The organism is Caballeronia sp. AZ7_KS35, assembly GCF_023631045.1.
Lineage (GTDB): Bacteria > Pseudomonadota > Gammaproteobacteria > Burkholderiales > Burkholderiaceae > Caballeronia > Caballeronia zhejiangensis.
In genome coordinates this window covers 1-19,131 of the sequence record NZ_JALQDV010000007.1, presented here as the reverse complement: position 1 = coordinate 19,131, position 19,131 = coordinate 1, and the positions used below count along the sequence as shown (strand labels likewise).

19 protein-coding genes are annotated in these 19,131 nt (G+C 64.1%); 11 read left to right on the top strand and 8 right to left on the bottom strand.

Annotated elements, in window-relative coordinates; translation table 11 throughout:
* Positions 1-115 precede the first annotated feature (115 nt).
* Positions 116-1,225: a saccharopine dehydrogenase family protein gene (locus NCT05_RS09165; protein WP_250502160.1), complete on the top strand. Its 1,110-nt coding sequence runs from the start codon at positions 116-118 to the stop codon at positions 1,223-1,225.
* Here the strand turns inward: NCT05_RS09165 and NCT05_RS09160 are convergent.
* The gene (locus NCT05_RS09160) at positions 1,222-1,800 is read right to left on the bottom strand and encodes a P-loop nucleotide/nucleoside kinase family protein (protein ID WP_250434780.1); all 579 of its coding nucleotides are present in this window, start codon (positions 1,798-1,800) and stop codon (positions 1,222-1,224) included. The two genes, NCT05_RS09165 and NCT05_RS09160, sit on opposite strands and share 4 nt — an antisense overlap.
* Positions 1,801-1,831: 31 nt before the next feature.
* Complete coding sequence (locus NCT05_RS09155; RefSeq protein ID WP_175983247.1) at positions 1,832-3,145, bottom strand: cation:proton antiporter; 1,314 nt, start codon at positions 3,143-3,145, stop codon at positions 1,832-1,834.
* A 237-nt stretch (positions 3,146-3,382) separates the two neighbouring features.
* Between NCT05_RS09155 and NCT05_RS09150 the strand changes: the two genes are divergently transcribed.
* A complete protein-coding gene (locus NCT05_RS09150) occupies positions 3,383-4,768 on the top strand; it encodes an FAD-containing oxidoreductase (RefSeq protein ID WP_250502159.1) in 1,386 nt (461 codons plus the stop codon).
* Between the two features lie 136 nt (positions 4,769-4,904).
* Here the strand turns inward: NCT05_RS09150 and NCT05_RS09145 are convergent, their stop codons facing one another.
* From NCT05_RS09145 to NCT05_RS09135, 3 genes are all read right to left on the bottom strand, one after another.
* Positions 4,905-6,146 carry an MFS transporter gene (locus NCT05_RS09145; protein ID WP_250502158.1) on the bottom strand — a complete coding sequence of 414 codons (1,242 nt, stop codon included), beginning with the start codon at positions 6,144-6,146 and terminating at the stop codon, positions 4,905-4,907.
* 31 nt (positions 6,147-6,177) lie between these two features.
* Entirely contained in the window at positions 6,178-7,356 is a 1,179-nt protein-coding gene (locus tag NCT05_RS09140) for a hypothetical protein (RefSeq protein ID WP_250439795.1), read from the bottom strand.
* A gap of 143 nt (positions 7,357-7,499) precedes the next feature.
* Complete coding sequence (locus NCT05_RS09135) at positions 7,500-8,066, bottom strand: ankyrin repeat domain-containing protein (RefSeq protein ID WP_008349512.1); 567 nt, start codon at positions 8,064-8,066, stop codon at positions 7,500-7,502.
* Positions 8,067-8,414: 348 nt separating this feature from the next.
* Here NCT05_RS09135 and NCT05_RS09130 point away from each other — a divergent pair, with 348 nt between their 5' ends.
* Positions 8,415-9,062, top strand: a complete 648-nt coding sequence (locus tag NCT05_RS09130) for a DUF938 domain-containing protein (RefSeq protein WP_250502157.1) — start codon at positions 8,415-8,417, stop codon at positions 9,060-9,062.
* Positions 9,063-9,074: 12 nt separating this feature from the next.
* On the opposite strand, the gene NCT05_RS09125 is transcribed toward NCT05_RS09130, so the two are convergent.
* Positions 9,075-9,992 (bottom strand): DMT family transporter, encoded by a 918-nt coding sequence (locus NCT05_RS09125; protein WP_250439793.1) that lies wholly within the window; start codon positions 9,990-9,992, stop codon positions 9,075-9,077.
* A 97-nt stretch (positions 9,993-10,089) separates the two neighbouring features.
* Here NCT05_RS09125 and NCT05_RS09120 point away from each other — a divergent pair, with 97 nt between their 5' ends.
* The 4 genes from NCT05_RS09120 (at position 10,090) to NCT05_RS09105 (ending at position 14,466) form a co-directional block, all read left to right on the top strand.
* Complete coding sequence (locus NCT05_RS09120) at positions 10,090-11,010, top strand: LysR family transcriptional regulator (RefSeq protein WP_250502156.1); 921 nt, start codon at positions 10,090-10,092, stop codon at positions 11,008-11,010.
* 118 nt (positions 11,011-11,128) lie between these two features.
* Complete coding sequence (locus tag NCT05_RS09115) at positions 11,129-12,286, top strand: Rieske 2Fe-2S domain-containing protein (RefSeq protein WP_034473459.1); 1,158 nt, start codon at positions 11,129-11,131, stop codon at positions 12,284-12,286.
* Between the two features lie 101 nt (positions 12,287-12,387).
* The gene (locus NCT05_RS09110; protein ID WP_008349524.1) at positions 12,388-12,660 is read left to right on the top strand and encodes a hypothetical protein; all 273 of its coding nucleotides are present in this window, start codon (positions 12,388-12,390) and stop codon (positions 12,658-12,660) included.
* 558 nt (positions 12,661-13,218) lie between these two features.
* A complete protein-coding gene (locus tag NCT05_RS09105; protein ID WP_008349526.1) occupies positions 13,219-14,466 on the top strand; it encodes a porin in 1,248 nt (415 codons plus the stop codon).
* Between the two features lie 107 nt (positions 14,467-14,573).
* Here the strand turns inward: NCT05_RS09105 and NCT05_RS09100 are convergent, their stop codons facing one another.
* Positions 14,574-15,332: an SDR family NAD(P)-dependent oxidoreductase gene (locus NCT05_RS09100; protein ID WP_250502155.1), complete on the bottom strand. Its 759-nt coding sequence runs from the start codon at positions 15,330-15,332 to the stop codon at positions 14,574-14,576.
* Positions 15,333-15,492: 160 nt separating this feature from the next.
* Between NCT05_RS09100 and NCT05_RS09095 the strand changes: the two genes are divergently transcribed.
* From NCT05_RS09095 to NCT05_RS09085, 3 genes are all read left to right on the top strand, one after another.
* Positions 15,493-15,879 carry a hypothetical protein gene (locus tag NCT05_RS09095; protein WP_250502154.1) on the top strand — a complete coding sequence of 129 codons (387 nt, stop codon included), beginning with the start codon at positions 15,493-15,495 and terminating at the stop codon, positions 15,877-15,879.
* 178 nt (positions 15,880-16,057) lie between these two features.
* Positions 16,058-16,267, top strand: coding sequence for a hypothetical protein (locus NCT05_RS09090; RefSeq protein ID WP_008349530.1), 210 nt, complete (start codon positions 16,058-16,060; stop codon positions 16,265-16,267).
* 173 nt (positions 16,268-16,440) lie between these two features.
* Complete coding sequence (locus NCT05_RS09085; protein ID WP_250434766.1) at positions 16,441-17,556, top strand: hypothetical protein; 1,116 nt, start codon at positions 16,441-16,443, stop codon at positions 17,554-17,556.
* Between the two features lie 160 nt (positions 17,557-17,716).
* Here the strand turns inward: NCT05_RS09085 and NCT05_RS09080 are convergent, their stop codons facing one another.
* Complete coding sequence (locus NCT05_RS09080) at positions 17,717-18,043, bottom strand: DUF4148 domain-containing protein (protein ID WP_175983240.1); 327 nt, start codon at positions 18,041-18,043, stop codon at positions 17,717-17,719.
* A 110-nt stretch (positions 18,044-18,153) separates the two neighbouring features.
* Here NCT05_RS09080 and NCT05_RS09075 point away from each other — a divergent pair, with 110 nt between their 5' ends.
* A complete protein-coding gene (locus tag NCT05_RS09075; RefSeq protein WP_250502153.1) occupies positions 18,154-18,747 on the top strand; it encodes a DUF4148 domain-containing protein in 594 nt (197 codons plus the stop codon).
* The last annotated feature ends 384 nt before the right edge of the window (positions 18,748-19,131 follow it).

Sequence of the window (19,131 nt, the reverse complement as noted above, 5' to 3'; positions counted from 1 at the left end):
GAAACGACGAAAACCGTCGTCGAAGCGCATCATTTTGCGTCTAGGATCAATATTCGCGCGCTCCTAAACTGTGTGAACAGGTGTATCGGCTAACTCGCACATACAGGAGACGAATATGAAAGTGGCCCTCGTCGGCGCCGGACTGATCGGTCAAAGCATTGCGCATTTGCTGCGTGAAACGGGGGATTTCGACGTCGTCGCCTTCGATCGCGACGAACACGCGCTCGCGCTCATCGATGCGCAAGGCATCCCGACGCGCCGCGTCGATTCCGCCGATACGCCCGCGCTTCGTCAGGCGCTGATCGGTTTCGACGCGCTGATCAATGCGCTGCCGTATTACCTCGCGGTCAACGTCGCATCGGCGGCGAAAGCGGCGGGCGTGCATTACTTCGACCTCACCGAAGACGTGCGCGCGACGCACGCGGTCCGCGCGATCGCCGACGACTCCGAGCTCGCGTTCATGCCGCAATGCGGTCTTGCGCCGGGCTTCATCGGCATCGTCGCGCACGATCTGGCGAAGCGTCTCGACGACGTGCGCGAAGTAAAGATGCGCGTCGGCGCGCTGCCCGAGTTTCCGACCAATGCGCTGAAGTACAACCTTACATGGAGCATCGACGGGCTCATCAACGAGTATTGCCAGCCGTGCGAGGCGATCCGCGAAGGCCGCACGCAATGGGTGCAGCCGCTCGAAGGCGTCGAGCATTTTTCGCTCGATGGCATCGAGTACGAGGCGTTCAATACATCGGGCGGGCTCGGCACGCTCTGCGAAACGCTTGCCGGCAAGGTCGAGACGCTCGACTACAAATCGGTGCGCTATCCGGGGCATCGCGATCTGATGAAGTTCCTGCTCGACGATCTGCGTATGTCCACCGATCGCGACGGTCTCAAGACGATGCTCAAGCGCGCGGTGCCTTCGACGGCACAGGACGTCGTATTGATCTTCGTCACGGTGACGGGCATGCGGCGCGGGCAACTCGTGCAGGACGTGTTCACGCGCAAGATCTTCGCGAAGGATGTGTGCGGCGTGCCGATGAGCGCGATCCAGATCACGACCGCCGGCGCGATCTGCGCGGAACTGGATCTCTTCCGCGAAGGCGTGCTGCCGCAGAGCGGCTTCGTGCGTCAGGAGCAGGTTCCGCTCGACGCGTTCCTCAACAACCGCTTCGGCAAGCTGTACGAAGGCGCCAACGCGGTCGCGACGGCACGCCAGCTCGCGGCGGCTTAAGCGACGAGGCGCGCGACCAGTTCGCCGCCCGCTTCACCGGATGGCGTCGTGTTGTCGAACATCACGAGCGTCCGCGCAAGCGCTTCATCGGGGACGAAGAGGCGCTTGCGATATTCCTCCCAATGCGCAAGCTTGTACGCATCGTTCGGATCGCCGCGCGCGACGATCCGTTCGCGCGCCACATCTTCATCGACATGCACCCAGACGACGCTTATGGCGACATCGTCATCGATGCCGAGCCACGCGCGATCGAAAAGGCGTCCATTGCGCACCTCGCGCGTCAGCGGCGCGACGATCACGACGCTCACGCCGAGCGCGAGATTTTCGGCGGCGGTATCGATGAGACAGCGATACTCCGCATCGCGAAAATGTTCTATGAAAAGCGGGCTGTCGCGATCGTGCGGATCGCCGGTGAGCGCGCCGATCGCCGCGGCGCTGTATGCACCGTAGAGCGTGTCCTTGTCGAGCAGGCAGAAGGGCTCGCCAGTCGCATGCATGAGCGGCGCGAAGAGTTGCTTCGCGAGCGTCGTCTTGCCGGTGCCGGCATGACCGCAGAAGAAAATCAGATGCTTCACGCCGGGTCGGTCCTGGATGATAGTTGCATCGCTAAATATCGGTTCGCGCGCGCTGATATCGCTTCATGAGCGGCGTCGCGGTGATGCCGTGCACGATGACAGATGCAGCGATCGTCGCGATGACGAGCGGCACGAGCGGCGCGGCCACGTCATGCGGCGCTTGCTCGAGTGCAAAGAGCAAATAATAGAACGAGCCGACGCCGCGTATGCCGAACCAGCTCATGAGACGTCTTTGCGCGCCCGTCGCCTGCGAGCCGATGAGCGACGCCTCGACCGCCGCCGGCCGCAGCACAAGAAAGAGCGCGACGATGAGCGCGCAGGTCTGCCACGAGAGCAGTTCGCGCCACATCGTCGCGAGCACGGCGCCGACCATCAGCATGATCGCCACTTCGGCGATGCGCTCCAGTTCGATCGTGAAGCCGTGCACGCGCTCGGCCATGAAGGCGTGCGCGCGTTCGGGATCGGCTGCGGCGGCGCCGACGTCGTCCGCATCGATCTTGCCGACCGCCTGGCGCGGGGACTTGTCGCCGCTTTCTTTTTGCTCGACGCGGCGCATGGAGAGACCGGCTGCGAAGACCGCGAGAAACGCGTACGTGTGCAGCAATTCGGCGACGCCGTACGACAGCGCGATGAGGCCGAGCGCAAAGAAACCTTCCGGTCCGAGCGCCTGCCCGTGGCGCGTGCGCAGATACGCGACAAGCCGCACCGACAGCGCGCCGAGCAGCCAGCCGCTCACGAGCGCGCCCGCGATGCCCCATATCGCCTGCAATGCGAAGTTCCAGTGCAACGCTTCGCTTGGCGACGCCTCGAAGCGGCACACCGCGATGCCGAGCAGCGCGAAGGGCAGCGCGATGCCATCGTTGAGTCCGCCTTCGCCCGTCAGCGAAAAGCGCAGCAGGTCGACGTCGCCGGGCGTCTCGACCTGAACGTCATGCGCGAGCACGGGATCGGTCGGCGCGAGCATCGCGGCGAGCAGCAGCGACGGCCCCCAACTGAGACCGAGCACATAGACGCCGAAGAGCGTGAGCGCGGCGACGGTGAGGATCATGGCGACGAAGCCCAGGCGTACCGGGAGAAGCCAGATGCGATCGGTGGGCGGCACGCGCAGCCGCAGGCCGATCGCGAATAGCGACACGAGCATCGCCACTTCGGTGATGCGCCGGAGGACCGTTGCATCGGTCGCGAGGTCGAGTGTCAGCAGATTGGCTAGCGCGGGACCCATCGCGAAGCCGATCGCCAGGTAGCACATCGCGGTGCTGACCGGCAGGTGCTTGAACGTCGAACTGGCGAGGCCCATGAAAATGAGCACGCCGCCGACGACGAGAAACCACATCGTCTCGATCATGAATGCCTTCGGACTTCATATGCTGATGGTTGAGCGGACCGCGCCGCGATGCGCGGGACGTTCTGTTCGGACGCAGCACGCGCCGTGCCCGTATCCGAATCACGCGCTTCGGGCAGCGCGCCTGCCTGTTCGCCGACTTGCGCGTAAGATGCATTCGGTTCCCGCATGGGCATTCTTCATCCGCTTCATTCGCACGGTCTTTTGCGTTACGAATGCAAAAAACCAGGGAGAACGAGCATGTCACAGCACTTCGACGCAGTCGTGATCGGTACGGGGCAGGGCGGTTCGCCGCTTGCCGTGCGGCTCGCGGAAAGCGGCAAGCGCACGGCCATCATCGAGCGGCATCTTTTTGGCGGCACCTGCGTGAACGTCGGTTGCACGCCGACCAAGACTTATGTCGCGAGCGCGCGGGCCGCGCATGTCGCGCGCACGGCGGCGCAGTACGGCGTGATGATCGGCGGCGACATCCGCATCGACATGGCGCGTGTGAAGGCGCGCAAGGACGAGGTGATCGGCGGCTCCCGCACGGGCATCGAGAAATGGCTGCGCGGTACGCACAATCTCACGGTCTTCAAGGGACACGGGCGCTTTACAGGGCCGCGAGCGCTGTCCATCGAGGCGGCCGACGGTTCCACGCAGGAGATCGACGCCGATCTCATCATCATCAACACGGGAACGCGCGCGGTGGTGCCGAAGGTCGATGGGCTCGAACGCGTCCCGTATCTGACCAACTCGACGATTCTCGAACTGACCGAAGTGCCGGAGCATCTGGTGATTGTCGGGGCGAGTTATATCGCGCTCGAATTCGGGCAGATGTTCCGGCGCTTCGGCAGCCGCGTGACCTTGCTCGTGCGCGGCGAACGGATCCTCACACGCGAGGACGAGGACGTCGCCCGCGCGATGCAGGACGTGTTCGTGCGTGAGGGCATCGACTTTCGCTTCGGCGCGGAGATGTCGCGCGTGGAGCCGATGGCAGGTGGCGTGCGTATCGTCAGTGGCGATGATGAGGTCATCGATGCATCGCATCTGCTGTTCGCGACGGGCCGCACGCCGAACACCGACGATCTCGGTCTGGAACATGCGGGTATTGCGGTGAACCGGCACGGCATGATCGATGTCGACGGCCAGTTGCGCACCAAAGTCGATGGCGTGTATGCGCTCGGCGATGTGAACGGGCGCGGCGCGTTCACGCATACGTCGTGGAACGATTACGAGATCATCGCTTCGAATCTGCTCGACGGCGAATCGCGCAGCGTCGATACGCGCATCATGGCTTATGCGGTTTTCGTCGATCCGCCGTTCGCGCGTGTGGGGATGAGCGAGGAAGACGTGCGCAGGGACGGACGCGAGGCGCTTATCGCGACGATGCCGATGTCGCGGGTGGGGCGCGCTCGGGAGCGCGGTGAGACCGATGGCTTCATGAAGGCGCTCGTGGATGCGCGGACGAAGCGGTTCTTAGGGGCGGCGATTTATGGCATCGAAGGGGATGAGGCCATTCATGCCTTCATCGACATCATGAATGCGGATGCGCCCTATACGACGTTGCAGCGGGCGATGCATATTCATCCGACGGTGAGTGAGTTGATTCCTACTTTGCTTGAGGGGTTGACGCCTTTTGAGTGAGTTTTTCTTTGTTTTCGCCGGATCCCGTGTTCTTAGTGGTCTAGTGGCGTTGCCCCTGTGCGGGGCAACGCTAATAAACCGACACGAACGCAGGATTTCACCGAAGCATGAGCAAGAGACAATAGAAACGAAGCCCTCAAACCTTCACCGACGGCTCGGCCTCACCCTCCTTCACCGCATTCGCGATACGCGTCTCCGGCATAGCAAGCCACACCATCAACACCGCAAGCGCCCCGGCCCCGGCGAGCCCAAAAAAGCTCATCGCAGTGCCGAAGCGATCCGCGGCAAAACCGGCCGCCGCCGTCGAAAGCGTCGCCCCGACGCCCGCAGCCAGCCCAAAAAACCCGATCGTCAGGTTGTAATGCCCGCGCCCGCCGGCGACATCCGCCGCAATCAGCGGAAGCATCACACCGAACACGGCTGCGCTGATGCCATCGAGCATCTGCACCGGCACGAGCAGATACGGGCTGCTCACGCCCGCGAACAGAATCGCGCGTATAGGCAACGCGCAGAACCCGAGAATCAGCACCGGCCGGCGTCCCCACTTCTGCGCCTGCCGTCCGACCCACGGCGACAACGCCGCGACGATGAACTGCGGCACGATGATGCACGCCGCAATCACGAGTTGAACGTTGTCGCCCATGTGCGCCGTGACTTCGCCGGCGGCGAGATTCAGCATCGCCGCGTTCGACAGGTGAAAGAGCACCACGCACGCCGCGAAAATCAAAAGACGCCTGTCCTTCAGCAACTCGCGCAACGATTCGCGTTCCTCGCCCTCAGGCGTGAGCTTGGGTTTGCCCGGCGGTGCGCGCGGCACGACGGGCGGCGCATCGTAGTGAATCATGCGCAGCGCGACGATCGCCGGCAACGCGAGCGCGGCCGTCAGGAAGAACACCGAGCGCAGCGACAGATACTCGCCGAACGCGCCCATCAACGCCGCTGTCAGCGCACTGCCGATCGACGCCCAGCGCGCATTGCGGCCGAGCCGGTCGCCGAGATCGGCGCGCGAGACGAGGGCGAGCGAGATCGCCGCCATCGCCGGGACGAGCATGCAGCTCGCGAAACCGTGCAGCACTTCGGCCGCAAAAACCGGCACGAACGTCGGGCTCGCAGCGAGCAACAGCGCACTCACGATGATCGCGATGATCGCCGAGAGAGCAGCGAACTTCTTGTTGCGCATCGCATCGACGAGCGCGCCTGCCGGCAACTGGCTCGCCATCGCGCTGATCGTGCCGACGGAAAGCATCAGGCCGATCTCGCCCTGCGTCCACTTGTTGGCCGCAAGATACGAAGCAATGAAAGGGCCGAAGCCGGTCTGCACGTTGGCGACGAAGAAGTTCAGCCAGTCGAGCGCGCGCAGACTGCGTGCAATTACCATGTTGTGATTCTGTTATCGATGTCGTTATCCGCTATCTCGTCAGGCGCGCGCCGGAAGCGGGCGCTTGCGCCGGCGCCGCGCCTGAAGCCGTCGCGCTCGCCGCGCCAGTCGATGCCGATGCCGATGCCGCGCTCGCAGCCGTCGCCGGCGCGGGCACCACAGGCGACACGATCTTGATCGGCTGCTCGGGCGAGTAGGTGGGCGCGGCCTTCAGTTGCGCGTCGTTGAAATCCATCTGCAGCAGCCACTGCTTGTTGCGCGAAAACACATGCAGGTCGCCCCAGTTGGCCGCGACATGCCGCTTGTCGCCCGCGAGCGAACTCGATAGATCGAGCACCAGCGCCTGAGGCTGCGCCTGAGCGTCGACGAGCACGTCAACCACACGTCCGATGCGCGCGCCGCTTCTTTGCGTCACCGTCGAATCGACGAGCTGCATGAAGTTCGCGGGCGCCTCCGCAACGGGCTGCGGCTTCGGCACCGGTTCGGCCGGCTTGCCCTTCGCGGGCGGTGGTGGCGGCACGAAGGTGATCGGCGCGGTCTTCGAATTCGGCGTGAAGCGGAAGGCCGTCCACGGGAAGTTGACCTTGCGGTCGCCGACGCCGAGGAAGCCCGCGAGATTGACCATCAGAAGCTTCGGCTTCGCGGATGCATCGACGTACATGTCCACCGCACGGCCGACGACCTTGCCGTCCGGACGCTGCACTTCGGCGTCGAGCAGGCCGTGCAGCTGATCGTGCTGCATGATGCGCGTCGAGATGATCTGCGGCGGAGGCGGCGGCTCGGGCGGTTCAGGCGGTGGCGTGACGGCCGGCTCCGGCGGCTTCGGCTTGACGATGCGGCGCTTCGGTTTCGGCGCCGGCGCGGGTTTCACGGCAGACGCGGGCTCCGGCGCCTGCACGGCGGGCAAAGGTTCTTCGGGCTCGGCAGAGCCGGCTTCTTCCGGCGCCGGAATATAAGAGTGTTCGACGATCGGCGCGGGCACCTGTTGCTGCATCAGCCCGCATGCGGAGAGCGCGAAGGCGGCGATGACCGGAAGGCTCGCGGTGACGCGCAGCGCGCGCAACGTTCTCGCGATGGCGACGATGAACGCGGCCACGCACAGCGACAGACGTGCGGCTGCATTGAAGACGCGGCCCGCCCGGCATGCGCGCCCAAGCGCGTGAAGGTCTGTCGGCGACGCATCACCCCGATGCGAGATACCGCCTGTCATCGCAAAAGCTCCATGGTTCCGAGTCACCTGCTTGTCTGGTTCGTTGTTGGATCGGTGCTTGTCAGATCGATTCGACGCGCGCGAGGCGTCGTTCGTTCGCGGATTGAATCATGCATGCAAAGTGCATTGTGCCAATCGACGCTTCACGCTTCGGATGGCCGCGCATGGCCGTTCGATGCGTTCGCGAGCCGTGCCGCGGTGTCGGGCGCGCCCATCTTCTCGGCGGCATCGCGTGCGCTGAAGCCGCCGGCATCGCGCGCATCCGGGTTCGCGCCGCGCGCGATCAGCAAGTCGACGATCTCCACGCGATTGAACATCGCCGCGATCATGAGCGCGGTGCGCCCGTCGGGCGATGCGCCTTCCACATCCGCGCCATGTTCGAGCAGCGTTTCGATTACCTCGCGAAAGCCCTTGAACGCGGCGCCCGCAATCGGCGTCTGGCCATTGTCGTTGCGCAGGTTGGCATCGGCGTTGTGCTGAAGCAGGACGCGCACGGCGTCGGCGTGACCGTGATAGCTCGCGAGCATCACGAGGCTGTCGCCCTTGTCGTTGCGCAGATTCGGCGGCAGGCCCTTGGTCAGGAGCGCGTCGAGCATCGCGGCGTCGCCGCGGCGAGCGACATCGAAGACCTCGCTCGCGAACGCGATCATGTCGTCATCGGGGCCATCGCTGGATTGCTTCGTCGGGGGCTCTTTCGGATCGTGCTGCATGGTTCACTCCAATTCGATCGCGCCGCGTGCGCGGGCCAGAGTTTGTCGGGATGCATCGGCGCGCTCGATGTCATGCTGCGCCGGCGGTTTGCACGCGTTCGGAATGCATTCAATCTGGCATTCAGAATGCACGGCGCATGCATGCAAAATGCGAAAGCGGACGCGGGATCAACCGGGAGCATACACAGGTTTGCTTGCAATCCGCGCTTTCCGCGCGCTTCGGGACAGCACGAATCGCGCCATGCCGGTCAGCATTGGCGGCTCGCCGTTATGTCGCTTGACGGGTCTTCGTGCGTCCCATTAGGCTCGTCGCGAATCGACCGTTAAGCGCCCGCACGCGCTCTCGCAATGAATCCGACACCATCCGCCTCCGGCGATACGCCGCCTCCCGACATTGCCGTGCGCCGCCGCGCGCCCGCCGCCGAACGTAATCGCGATGCGATTCTATCGGTCCTCAAGCGCGTCCTGCCGCAAAGCGGCGTCGTGCTGGAGATCGCAAGCGGCACCGGTCAGCACGCCGTGCACTGCGCGGCTGCACTGCCGGGCCTCGTCTGGCAGCCTAGCGATGCCGATGTCGAAGCACGCGAATCCATCGCCGCATGGCGCGCTCACTCGGGGCTCGCCAACCTGAATGCGCCGCTCGCGCTCGATGTGTGCAACGACGACTGGGGCATCGCGAACGTGGCGGCCATCGTGTGCATCAACATGATCCACATCGCGCCGTGGGAAGCGGCCGAGGCGCTCTTTCGCGGCGCGGGCGCGCGTCTCGATGCGGGGGGCGTACTGTACTTGTACGGGCCGTATCGGCGCAATGGAGTGCATACCGCCCCGAGCAACGAAGCCTTCGATCAGCAACTACGCGCACGCGATCCGCGCTGGGGCGTGCGTGACATGGAAGCAGTCGAGGCGCTTGGCGAGAAGGCCGGCCTCGCGTTCGTCGAGACGGTCGCGATGCCGGCCAATAACTTCAGCGTGGTATTCAAAAAACCCGCGTAACGACGTCCGCGTTCACGCTTCGCCCGGACGCGCTGCGAACATGCCGCGCCAGGACACCGTCGCCATCAGCGAGGCCGCGACGATCATCCCGCCGCCGATCCAGCCCGCCATCGACACACGTTCGCCGAGCCACGCGCTCGCGAAGAGCGCGCCGAACGCGGGCTCGCTGCCCATCAGGAGCGAGACGCGCGTCGGGCTGCTGCGGCCGATCGCGTAGTTCTGCGCGAAGAAGGCGAAAAGGGTGCAGGCGCACACGAGATACAGCACCGATCCCCAGAACATGCCGTGACCGGCGAGAGCGGGCAGCGACTGCCATTGCGATGGCGCGAAAACCAACGCGATGACCGCGCTGCCCGATGCGACCACGCCCGCCTGCACCGCCGTCACCGTGAGCGCAGGCAGGGGAGCCGCGCGCAACACGCGCTTCGTCACGCAAACGGACAGCGCGCGCAGCACGGCGGCGGCGAGGATCAGTCCATCGCCGGCATTGAAGTCGAAGGACAGCGCGCCGTCGCTCGCGAGCAGCCACGCGCCCGCGAACGACACGCCGACCGCCAGCCACTCGGCCGCGCCGGGGCGTCGCCTGAGCAGCGCCCATTCGACGAGCGGCGTCAGCACGACGCACAAGCTGATCAGAAACGCGGCGTTCGCGGCGCGCGTATGGAGCACGCCGAACGTCTCAGCTAGAAAAATCGAAAGCAGCAGCAAGCCGAGAACGAGCACGCCGCGAAGGGCCGCCGCGCTCGCGTGCCGCAGATGCCGCAGGTTGACGGCGAGCAGACAGAACGTGATGCCGAAGCGCAGCGCGAGCAGCCCCAGCACCGGATAGAACGCGAGCGCGCTCTTGACGATGCCGTAGCTGCTGCCCCACACCATCGCGACGGCGAAGAGCAGGAGATCGGAAAGAGGATGCAGGCGTCGGACGGTCATGGAGCGGCTCCGTGAGAAAGTAGCCGTCATTGTCGAATGATGCGTTCAGCGCGATAATCGGCTTCAGTCGCACAGCTTTTTTGTCACGAATGCACAAATGAATCCCGCCGATCTTTTCGACCTGATGCCGGACATGGCCGTATTCGCGCGCGTCGTCGATGCGGGCAACTTCTCGGTCGCGGCGCGGCAACTGGGCAGCACGCCGTCGACGGTCAGCCGCCAGATCAAGCGTCTTGAAGAGGCGCTCGCCACGCGGCTGCTCGAGCGCTCGACGCGCAAGATCCGCGTTACCGAGTCGGGGCTTCAGGTGTATCGGCATTGCCGCGACATGGCCGCGGCGGCGTCCGGCGCGGTCGATGCGGCGGGGCAGGTGTCGGGCAAGCCGCAGGGCCGCGTCGCGCTGTCGGCGCCGACGGCTTACGCGAAGTCCGTGATTCATCCGCTCGTGCCGGCGTTTCTCGCGGCGTATCCGGATGTCGATCTTCAGCTCGTCTTCAGCGATCACGATATCGATCCGCTCGACAGCGACGTCGATCTCGTCATCCGCGCGACGAGCCATCCGCCGCAAGGGCTCGCCGCGCGCCCGCTCGGACGCGTGCGCTGGCTGCTGTGCGCGTCGGCGGGCTATCTGCGGGAGCGTGGCGCGCCGGCGCATCCGCGCGAGCTGGCGCTGCACGATTGCATCCATCTGGGCGAAACCGCCGACGACCACCGCTGGCGCTTCAGCAACAACGGCGAAACGGTGACAGTCGCGGTGCGCGGGCGCTATATCGCGAATCACGCGGGCGCGCGGCTGGACGCGGCCGAAGACGGGCTCGGCATCGCGGCGCTGCCGGAATTCGCCGCCCGCGATGCGCTCGCGTCGGGCAGCGTGCAGGCCGTGCTCGCGGACTGGGACATGCAGGCGCGCGCGTATCAGGGACCGGTGTGGCTGCTTTATCCGCCGAATCGCTTTCTGCCGCCGAAGGTGCGCGCGTTGATCGATCATCTGCACGCGCATCTCGGGCAGCAAGCGTGAGCGCGAGGATCCGGCGCGCGCCGAAATGAGCGACGCCGTGTAGACTGCGAATGGTCGTTCATTGCGCCGCGCGGCTCGCGGCGTTCAAACCGATCTCCCTTCACCGGAGGCGTCGTACATGCACGCAGCGTTGCCGCAAGGCGAGCAGGAAGCCGGATCAACCGATACACCCGCCAAGCCGCCGCGGGATCTGCGCCGCGTCGACATTCATCCCGATCACTGGTATCCGCTCGCGTGGTCGCGCGAGGTGAAAGCGGGGCGCGCGCACGGCGTGCGTTTCGCGGGCGATCCGATCGTGCTCGTACGCACCGCCTCGGGCAAGGTCTTCGCGCTGGAAGACCGCTGCGCGCATCGGCAGGTGCCGTTGTCGGCGGGTGTCGTCGACGGGGAATCGATCCGTTGCTGCTATCACGGCTGGACCTACGACTGCACCGGCCGCTGCACCGACATCCCTTATCTCGGACGCGAACGCCTGCCCAACGGCGTGCGCGCGTATCCGTGCCGCGAGGCGGGCGGGCTGGTTTTCGTGTTCACGGGCGACCCGGCGCTCGCCGATGCCGCGAAGTTTCCCGATCTCGGCTCCGCCACCGATCGCGCATACAAGACGCGCCGCTTCGGCCGCGCGGTGAAGTGCCACTACTCGTTCATGCACGAAAATCTGATGGACATGAACCATCAGTTCCTGCATCGGCGGCAGATGGGCAGCATGCGCGCGCGCTCGCTCGGCAGACGGCGCGGCGAGGACTGGATCGAAGTCGATTACACGTTCGCGCGCGAAGCGGGCAAGCAGCCGATCGGCGAAGCGCTCGTCTTCGGGCAAAAGCGCGGCTCGAAGCCCGACGACGGCCAGAAGGACGTGATGACGATCCGCACCGAGTACCCGTATCAGACGCTCAAGATCCGCACCAAGGACGACACGATGGTGATGGACCTGTGGATCGCCTACGTGCCGCTCGACGCCGAGCAGCGCACGAACCGCACGTTCGGCCTGTTGTCGATTCGCCGCCCGAAAATCCCCGGCCTGCTCGATGCCGCGTGGCCCTTGCTCGTGTGGTTCACCGAGCGCATCTTCAAGGAGGATCGCTGGATCGTCGAGCGCGAGCAGGAGGCGCACGACCGGCAGGGCGCGGACCACAATCACGAGGTGTTCCCGGTCATCGTCGAGCTGCGCGCGCTTTTGATGGAGCGCGGCGTGCCTCACGGCGCAGGCAGGGGCCCGCGGGACGCCCGGCGCGTGCACGTCATCCAGCCGGTGCAGGAACTGCCCGCATCCTGAGGCGTGCGGCGCTGTGCCTCGCTTGCACCCGATTGCACGCTTCGCGCCGCGGCGCTATACAGAGAGCAGAGAGCGGAAACCACACACGGAGGACCATCATCATGAACAGCGACCCGACCAAGCCGCGCGACGACGCATCGGGTATCGGCGAGGCGCATCCGGACGTCGAGCATTTCGATGCGGCCATCTCGCACGTCGACGAGTCCTACGCCGCGGGCAAGATGGCGGCGGGCGCGGCGAAGGGCATTCTGTACAGCATCATCGAGACGCTCGGCACGCTCGTCGGCGATCCCGATCTGCCCTCGCATGCGCGTTCGGGCTACGAAGGCCTGCTTGAAACGGCGCGCGAACTGCGCTCGAAGATCGAGCACTAGCCGACCCGGTCGGGCGACGCAAGCTTGCAGCGCGTTCGCCCGATGTCAATTTCGCGTCTGCGCATCGTCGGGTAACTGTCAGATCTATTCCGATGCAGCGCCGTCGACCGTCGCCTGCACGACGCACGCGAATTTTCCGCGAGCCTGTTCGGGCTATCGCGTTTCCCGTCCCCAAAGAATGGCAATTGGCTGGTATCTCAGAAAGCGGACAAGCCTTGTCCCGTCAAGCCGCGTCCTTTCTGACTGCGGTCGAATCCCTCGTTATCTCTAGCCGCCGCGCCGTCGATTCGGCCCCGCTCGGACCGTCATCGCGCCACATTGCTGTCAGCTTTCTGTCAGTTTCGTGACCGTTTGCCCAATATCTGCGAACCAGAAAATACTGGTTAACCAGACAGTGAAAAAAAACGACACAAAACCGCGTCTTTCTTTCGCATTCGGACTGTAAGCCATACACTTGCCAGCGATAAAAGTTACGAGTTGAAACATAAGAAGTCGCCACGGCGGCACCGGTTCCAAGACTCGCATGCAAGTAAATTGCCCACCGCTTGAGGAGAAAAAATGAAGGGTTTCACGATGACCAAGGCAGCAATCGTCGCAGCCACGGCGTTCGCCGCCGCGGCACCGGCGTTCGCGCAAAGCAGCGTCACGCTGTACGGTATCGTCGACGATTCGATCGTCTATCAAAGCAGCCAGACCAACCTGGCCAAGACGAATCCGGGCCGCTCGAACATCAAGACCGGATCGGGCATTTGGGCCGGTAGCCGCTTCGGTTTGAAGGGCGCCGAAGATCTGGGCGGCGGCAACAAGGCCATCTTCCAGTTGGAATCGGGCTTCGACATCAACAGCGGACAAGCGCAGTTCACCAACGCGCTGTTCGGCCGCCAGGCATGGGTCGGTCTGACGAACCCGGCATACGGTACGTTGACTGCGGGTCGCCAGTACACCTCGTACTACACGCTGCTCTCGCCGTACAGCCCGACGAACTGGCTGACCGGCTACTTCGGCGCGCACCCGGGCGATCTGGACGGTTTGGACACGATCTACCGCGCGAACAACTCGATCGTCTACACGTCGCCGAAGTTCTACGGCCTGACGGTGAGCGGCTCGTACTCCTTCGCTGGCGTGCCTGACAGCGTGTACCAAGGCTCGACCTGGACGGCTGCGCTGCAGTATCAGCAAGGCCCGATCGGCGGCACGGTGGCGTTCTCGCGCATCAACAACGCGGCGGAAGGCGGCGGCATCTACAGCAGCAGCTCGACGACGATCAACAGCACGGCAGCGACCGACGGTTCGGGTCAGCCGGGCGTGTCGGCGGTGACGGCTGGCTACCAGCGCGCACAAGCGCAGCAGCGCTTCGCGGTTGCAGGCGGCTACCAGTTCAACAGCGCGTGGGACATCTCCGTCACGTACACGAACGTTCAGTACATTCCGGGCGTGAACTCGCGCTTCACCGACGAAGCCGTGTTCAACACGGCCGGCACGGTGCTGCACTGGAAGGCGACGTCGGCATGGGATTTCGCAGCGGGCTACAGCTACACGTGGGCCAGCAAGGCGAACGGCATCAACGACGCAGCGTCGTACCACCAGTTCAACCTCTCGCAGTACTACTCGCTGTCGAAGCGCACGGGCCTGTACGCACTGGAAGCATTCCAGCGCGCGAACGGCAACACGCTGGCTGTTCCGTCGAACACGTCGACGAACCGTCAGACGGCCGCCAACGCGACAATCGGCGATGGCTTCCAAAGCGCGCCGTCGGCATCGCGCAGCATGTTCGCAGCGGGCGTGGGTATCATCCACCGCTTCTGAGCGATGCTTCGCGGCGTGATGCATTAGGCATTACGCATGTGGCATGCAAAAAACCGGACGCCTCGGCGTCCGGTTTTTTTTGTCCGCGCGCGGCGCATTTCCTCGTGTCAGATGAACATCCCGCCCGATACCTCGACGCGCTGCGCCGTCATCCAGCGATTGCCGTCCGAGAGCATCGCCACGATCGCGCCGCCGATATCGTCCGGCACACCCGCGCGCCCGAGCGCCGTGTTGTCCGCGACGAACCGGTTGGTGTCGTGATCGTCGCGCACGACGCCGCCCCCGAAATCCGTCTCGATCGCGCCCGGCGCAATGGTGTTCACCGTGATGCCGTGCGGCCCGAGTTCCTTCGCGAGATAGCGCGTGAGCACCTCGATCCCGCCTTTCATCACGGCATAGGCCGCGAATCCCGGCAACGCGAAACGCGTGAGTCCGCTCGACACATTGAGAATCGCGCCTTCCTCATGCAGATAGGGCAGGAGCGTCTGCGTCAGAAAGAACGGTCCCTTCAGCTGGATATTGACGAGTTCGTCGAACTGCGCGGGCGTCGTCTCCGCGAAGAGCGCATGAATGCCGATGCCCGCGTTGTTCACGAGAAAGTCGAAGTTCTCGCGCTCGAACGTATCTTCGAGCGTCTTGCACAGCGCGTCGCCGAAAGCGGCAAAGGTGCCGCAATGCGCGACGTCGAGCGGCAGCATGGCCGCCTTGCCGCCGGATTTCGCGACCTCATCGACGAGCGAGCGCGCCGCGTCCGCGTTGCGGTTGTAGGTGCCGATCACGCCGGCGCCTGCCTGCGCGAGCTTCAATGCGGCGTTGCGTCCGAGTCCGCGGCTCGCGCCGGTGATGACCGCGATTTTGCCGCTCATGGTTCCATTCACGGTGACAGCTCCTTCGATTGCGTGGCCGATGGTTCATCGTAGGACGGCGCGGCGTGCGCAGAAAGGCGCGTCGATGCTGCAATGCACAGATGGCGGGCGCGGCCTTTGCTGCACCGTCTCGATCAATGTGAAAACCGGAGAACGCACCATGGCCGATCGTGAAAGCAGGGAAACCCCTTCGGAGCCGCCCGCAAGTCTCGAACGCCCGTTCAGGCTCTTTGCGGTGGAGCAGCGCGTGCTCGCGCAGAACGTCGACGGCAAGGTGATCGACATCGGCGGAATGGATTCGAAGAACGGCCAGTTCTGCGCCTGCATGGATTCGGGCGATATCGCCACGGAGCCGAAGCGCAGCGCCGAACTTGCGTTGAAGGCGCTCGTCGGCAAGCTGACGTTCGATTATCTCGACGGGCTGTTCACGAGCGAACGCGAAGCGGAGGTGAGCGGCCGTCTGCAGGATTATCCGAGTGTGGAGTTCCAGCTCGACGAGACCTTGCCGCGCGACATGACCGACCGCACGCCGCCGCATCTTTTCTAATGATCACATGCGCGCGAATGAAAGCGACTTATTGATACGGGTTGCTAAATAATTCCGAGACCATGCCGTCCAGCGTTTGTACGACAAAAGCGCCGCGCCGCGCAGCATTTCCCTCGATGTGCGATGCTAGTCGAGCGGCGACGCTCGGGGCTTGCCGCGCTCAATCGCGGGGTGAATCATGAAAAGAACGCCTTTCGCCACGGTCATCGTCCTTGCGGCGGCGACGCTCGCCGCACCAGCTTTCGCACGCGACGACGGTCCGCGCTTCGCGCAGGACCGGCTCGATGCGCTCGTCGCGCAACACGAGGAAGCGAGCCGGCACATCGCTCAGCCATCCGCACCGGCTGAGCACGCGCAGTCGAACACGCCGCACCACGGCGCTTCGTGATCTGACGTTGCTCGGGGCCTGACGAAGGCGTCGGGTCGCCACGTCGTTGATGAGACGGCGCGCAACGCGCCGGATGGGATCGTTCGTGTCCAAAGGTATGAAATTTGCGGACGCCGCCCGGGTGTTCCGCGGCTGCGTGCCGACGATCCTCCTCATCACCCTCATATAAAGCCATGACAAGGAAAGCCGTATCGATCGCAATTCTCTCCGTCGCCTTTCTCGCAGCGGGATGCGCTGGCATCGGCCCGGGTCGCCTGAAGGCCGATCAGGTCGATTACGCCCGGGCGCTCGGCGATGCGAAGAAGCGTGAAATTCTTGCCGCGATTGTCGGCTTGCGCTTCGCCGATGCGCCGTCGTTTCTCACGGTGAGCAGCATCATCGCCGCGTACACGTTCGATACGACGGGCGGCGTCGTGCTCAACGCCGGCTCCGGCGCGCAGCCGAACTACGCGCAGGCAACGGGCAGCGTCTCCTACTCGAATCATCCGACTTTCACGTTCACGCCGACCACGGGCGACGCCTACGCCAGCGCGTATATCCGGCCGCTTTCGCCGACACTCGTCTTGCCGCTCGCCGAAAGCGGCATTCCGATCGATCTGCTGTTGCGCATCACCGCGCAGTCGATCAGTGGCTTGCAGAACGGCACGGCGTTGGGCGGGCCGAACGCATCCGGGTCGCCCGAGTTCTTCCTGCTTCTGCAGGCGCTTCGCAGGCTGCAACTAGCGGGCGAATTGAACATCGAGACGCGCAACGCGGATGACGACAAGAGCGGCAAGCCCGACAAGGCCGCGAAGGGCAACAGCGCCGACAAGGGCGGCGTATTCATCACGCTCGGCGCGACGCGCAGCGGTTCGAACAAGGCTGTCGTCGACGATCTCACGCTCGTCAGAAAACTGCTGCACCTCTCGCCAAAGATGAAGACTTACGAAATCGTCTATGGGCAGTCGTCGGACCACAACCGCATCCCGATGGTCACGCGCTCGGTGCTCGGCATCCTCACCGATCTCGGCGCGCAGATCGCCGTTCCTGACGAGCAGGTGGGCAGCGGCGCGACCAAGCCGGGCATCGGGTTGATCGGCGGAGAGACGCGGCCGACGATCATCGTGAAAGTTGGCGAGGAGGCGCCGCAGGATGCGTACGTGAGCGTGCTCTACGACAAGGCCAACTACTGGATCGATCGCAGCGACTTCGATTCGAAATACGCGTTCACGGTCGTGCAGAATCTGATGGCGCTTGCGGAAGTCACGGACACGGCGAAGTCGCCGGTCGTGACTATTCCGGCGAACTGACATCGAGCGTCTGAACCGGCAACGTCGGTAGCGATCATGCAAAGTGCGAAATGCCATCATGCATGATGTATTCCGCACGCAAAATGCATAGGGCGACATCGATACGATGTCGCCCTATGCATTGCTGCTTATGCGATGCGTCTGTCGACGCTATCTGAACCTACTGGCCGAAGTATGTACCGAGCGCCCGCGGCTGAACGCCGGTGATGCGGCCTGATTGCGACGAACCATTGGCGACCGAACCGTAGGCGCGCGATTGGGGTGTCACTTGCGCAAGCTGCTCCGAGCTCACGCGGGCTTGCGCTGCCTGGATGTTCGACGGATAAGACGGGTCGCTGATGTTCGGGTTGTAGCCTGCCTTTTCGAGTTGGACCAGTTCGGCGCGTACCTGAGCGCGGCTCAGCGGCGCATCCGATTGCTGCGCGAACGACAGAGCGGGAACGGCGAGGGCAGCGGCGACGGCGACTGCGGAAATGAACGTCTTCATGATGACTACCTCCGATTCGGATTTCTGATCGTGCTGCCCGTTTCGTCTTAAGCAGCTTGTGAACGGAGTGTAAAGACGCGCTTGCCGAAGATCATTCTCGTTTCCGTTGAATGATCTTTGTCGATATCGGAATAATTTCGCGAGTCTTCATTGCATTGCGCGAAACTCACCGCGTGATGACGGTGACGGCCGGCTTCGTCGACGGTCTTTTCGCTCCACTGCATCGTTGGCGCCGCCACGCGCCGATCGATCCTTACCAGTTCCGTAAAGATGCTTCTTCGTCACGACGAATGATTGCTTGCAGTTGTGCACTTACACTCTGCGTCGTCCATTCGGCATGGCTCGAACCGCGAGTCGGCCGATTTATCGAAAACGGGGAGAGCCGGATCATGAAATCGTGGGTCAACGCAGTCGTCGCAGTCCTGGTGATGTCCGCACCGCTCGCATCGTTCGCCCAGTTCAGCGCGGCAGTGGGCCGTGCAGAACTTAGTGGTGAACTCGTTCAACTTCAGAAGGCAGGTTATTTGCCGGTCGCGGAAGACGCGTCGTACCCGGCGAAACTGCAGGCGGCCGAAATGCGCGTCGGCGATATGCGTGCGGCGCAGGCGCGGGCAGAAGGATACGGATCTTCGACAGGTGCGGCGGCGCAATCGGGCCGTGCGACCATGCGGGTCGATACGCAAGGCGTGTTCTTCGGGCAGTGAGCGTCAGGAAGCGGCGGTGAGCCCCGCAATGCGAGCGGTTCTGGTCGTTGCATACAAAACTCGAAATGCGCTTTCGCACGATTTGCGTGAACGTGAAGCGACCTCTGCCACCCAATCACCGGTGGTTTTCCCAGTCCGGCTTTCGGCTGGGCTTTTTTGCGTGCGGATGACTTCATGGGTCAGACTCGGTTCCGGGTTAACGCGACGCTATCTATATCGACATAGTTGCACGCAAAATTAATCAACCGGACGGTCGGTTAATGGATATACTCGCTCCATCGCATCTCAAAAAGACGGCGGAGCCCCGCATGTACACGCAATCCCTCGACCTCCCCAGCGCGACGTCCGCAGCCGAAAGCCACGAAGCCGCAGCCTCCGCCGCCC

Coding starts and splice junctions, on each gene's coding strand:
- NCT05_RS09165 (WP_250502160.1), top strand. CDS start 116: ATGAAAGTGGCCCTCGTCGGCGCCGGACTGATCGGTCAAAGCATTGCG.
- NCT05_RS09155 (WP_175983247.1), bottom strand. CDS start 3,145: ATGATCGAGACGATGTGGTTTCTCGTCGTCGGCGGCGTGCTCATTTTC.
- NCT05_RS09150 (WP_250502159.1), top strand. CDS start 3,383: ATGTCACAGCACTTCGACGCAGTCGTGATCGGTACGGGGCAGGGCGGT.
- NCT05_RS09145 (WP_250502158.1), bottom strand. CDS start 6,146: ATGGTAATTGCACGCAGTCTGCGCGCGCTCGACTGGCTGAACTTCTTC.
- NCT05_RS09140 (WP_250439795.1), bottom strand. CDS start 7,356: ATGACAGGCGGTATCTCGCATCGGGGTGATGCGTCGCCGACAGACCTT.
- NCT05_RS09135 (WP_008349512.1), bottom strand. CDS start 8,066: ATGCAGCACGATCCGAAAGAGCCCCCGACGAAGCAATCCAGCGATGGC.
- NCT05_RS09130 (WP_250502157.1), top strand. CDS start 8,415: ATGAATCCGACACCATCCGCCTCCGGCGATACGCCGCCTCCCGACATT.
- NCT05_RS09125 (WP_250439793.1), bottom strand. CDS start 9,992: ATGACCGTCCGACGCCTGCATCCTCTTTCCGATCTCCTGCTCTTCGCC.
- NCT05_RS09120 (WP_250502156.1), top strand. CDS start 10,090: ATGAATCCCGCCGATCTTTTCGACCTGATGCCGGACATGGCCGTATTC.
- NCT05_RS09115 (WP_034473459.1), top strand. CDS start 11,129: ATGCACGCAGCGTTGCCGCAAGGCGAGCAGGAAGCCGGATCAACCGAT.
- NCT05_RS09110 (WP_008349524.1), top strand. CDS start 12,388: ATGAACAGCGACCCGACCAAGCCGCGCGACGACGCATCGGGTATCGGC.
- NCT05_RS09105 (WP_008349526.1), top strand. CDS start 13,219: ATGAAGGGTTTCACGATGACCAAGGCAGCAATCGTCGCAGCCACGGCG.
- NCT05_RS09100 (WP_250502155.1), bottom strand. CDS start 15,332: ATGAGCGGCAAAATCGCGGTCATCACCGGCGCGAGCCGCGGACTCGGA.
- NCT05_RS09095 (WP_250502154.1), top strand. CDS start 15,493: ATGGCCGATCGTGAAAGCAGGGAAACCCCTTCGGAGCCGCCCGCAAGT.
- NCT05_RS09090 (WP_008349530.1), top strand. CDS start 16,058: ATGAAAAGAACGCCTTTCGCCACGGTCATCGTCCTTGCGGCGGCGACG.
- NCT05_RS09085 (WP_250434766.1), top strand. CDS start 16,441: ATGACAAGGAAAGCCGTATCGATCGCAATTCTCTCCGTCGCCTTTCTC.
- NCT05_RS09080 (WP_175983240.1), bottom strand. CDS start 18,043: ATGAAGACGTTCATTTCCGCAGTCGCCGTCGCCGCTGCCCTCGCCGTT.
- NCT05_RS09075 (WP_250502153.1), top strand. CDS start 18,154: ATGATCTTTGTCGATATCGGAATAATTTCGCGAGTCTTCATTGCATTG.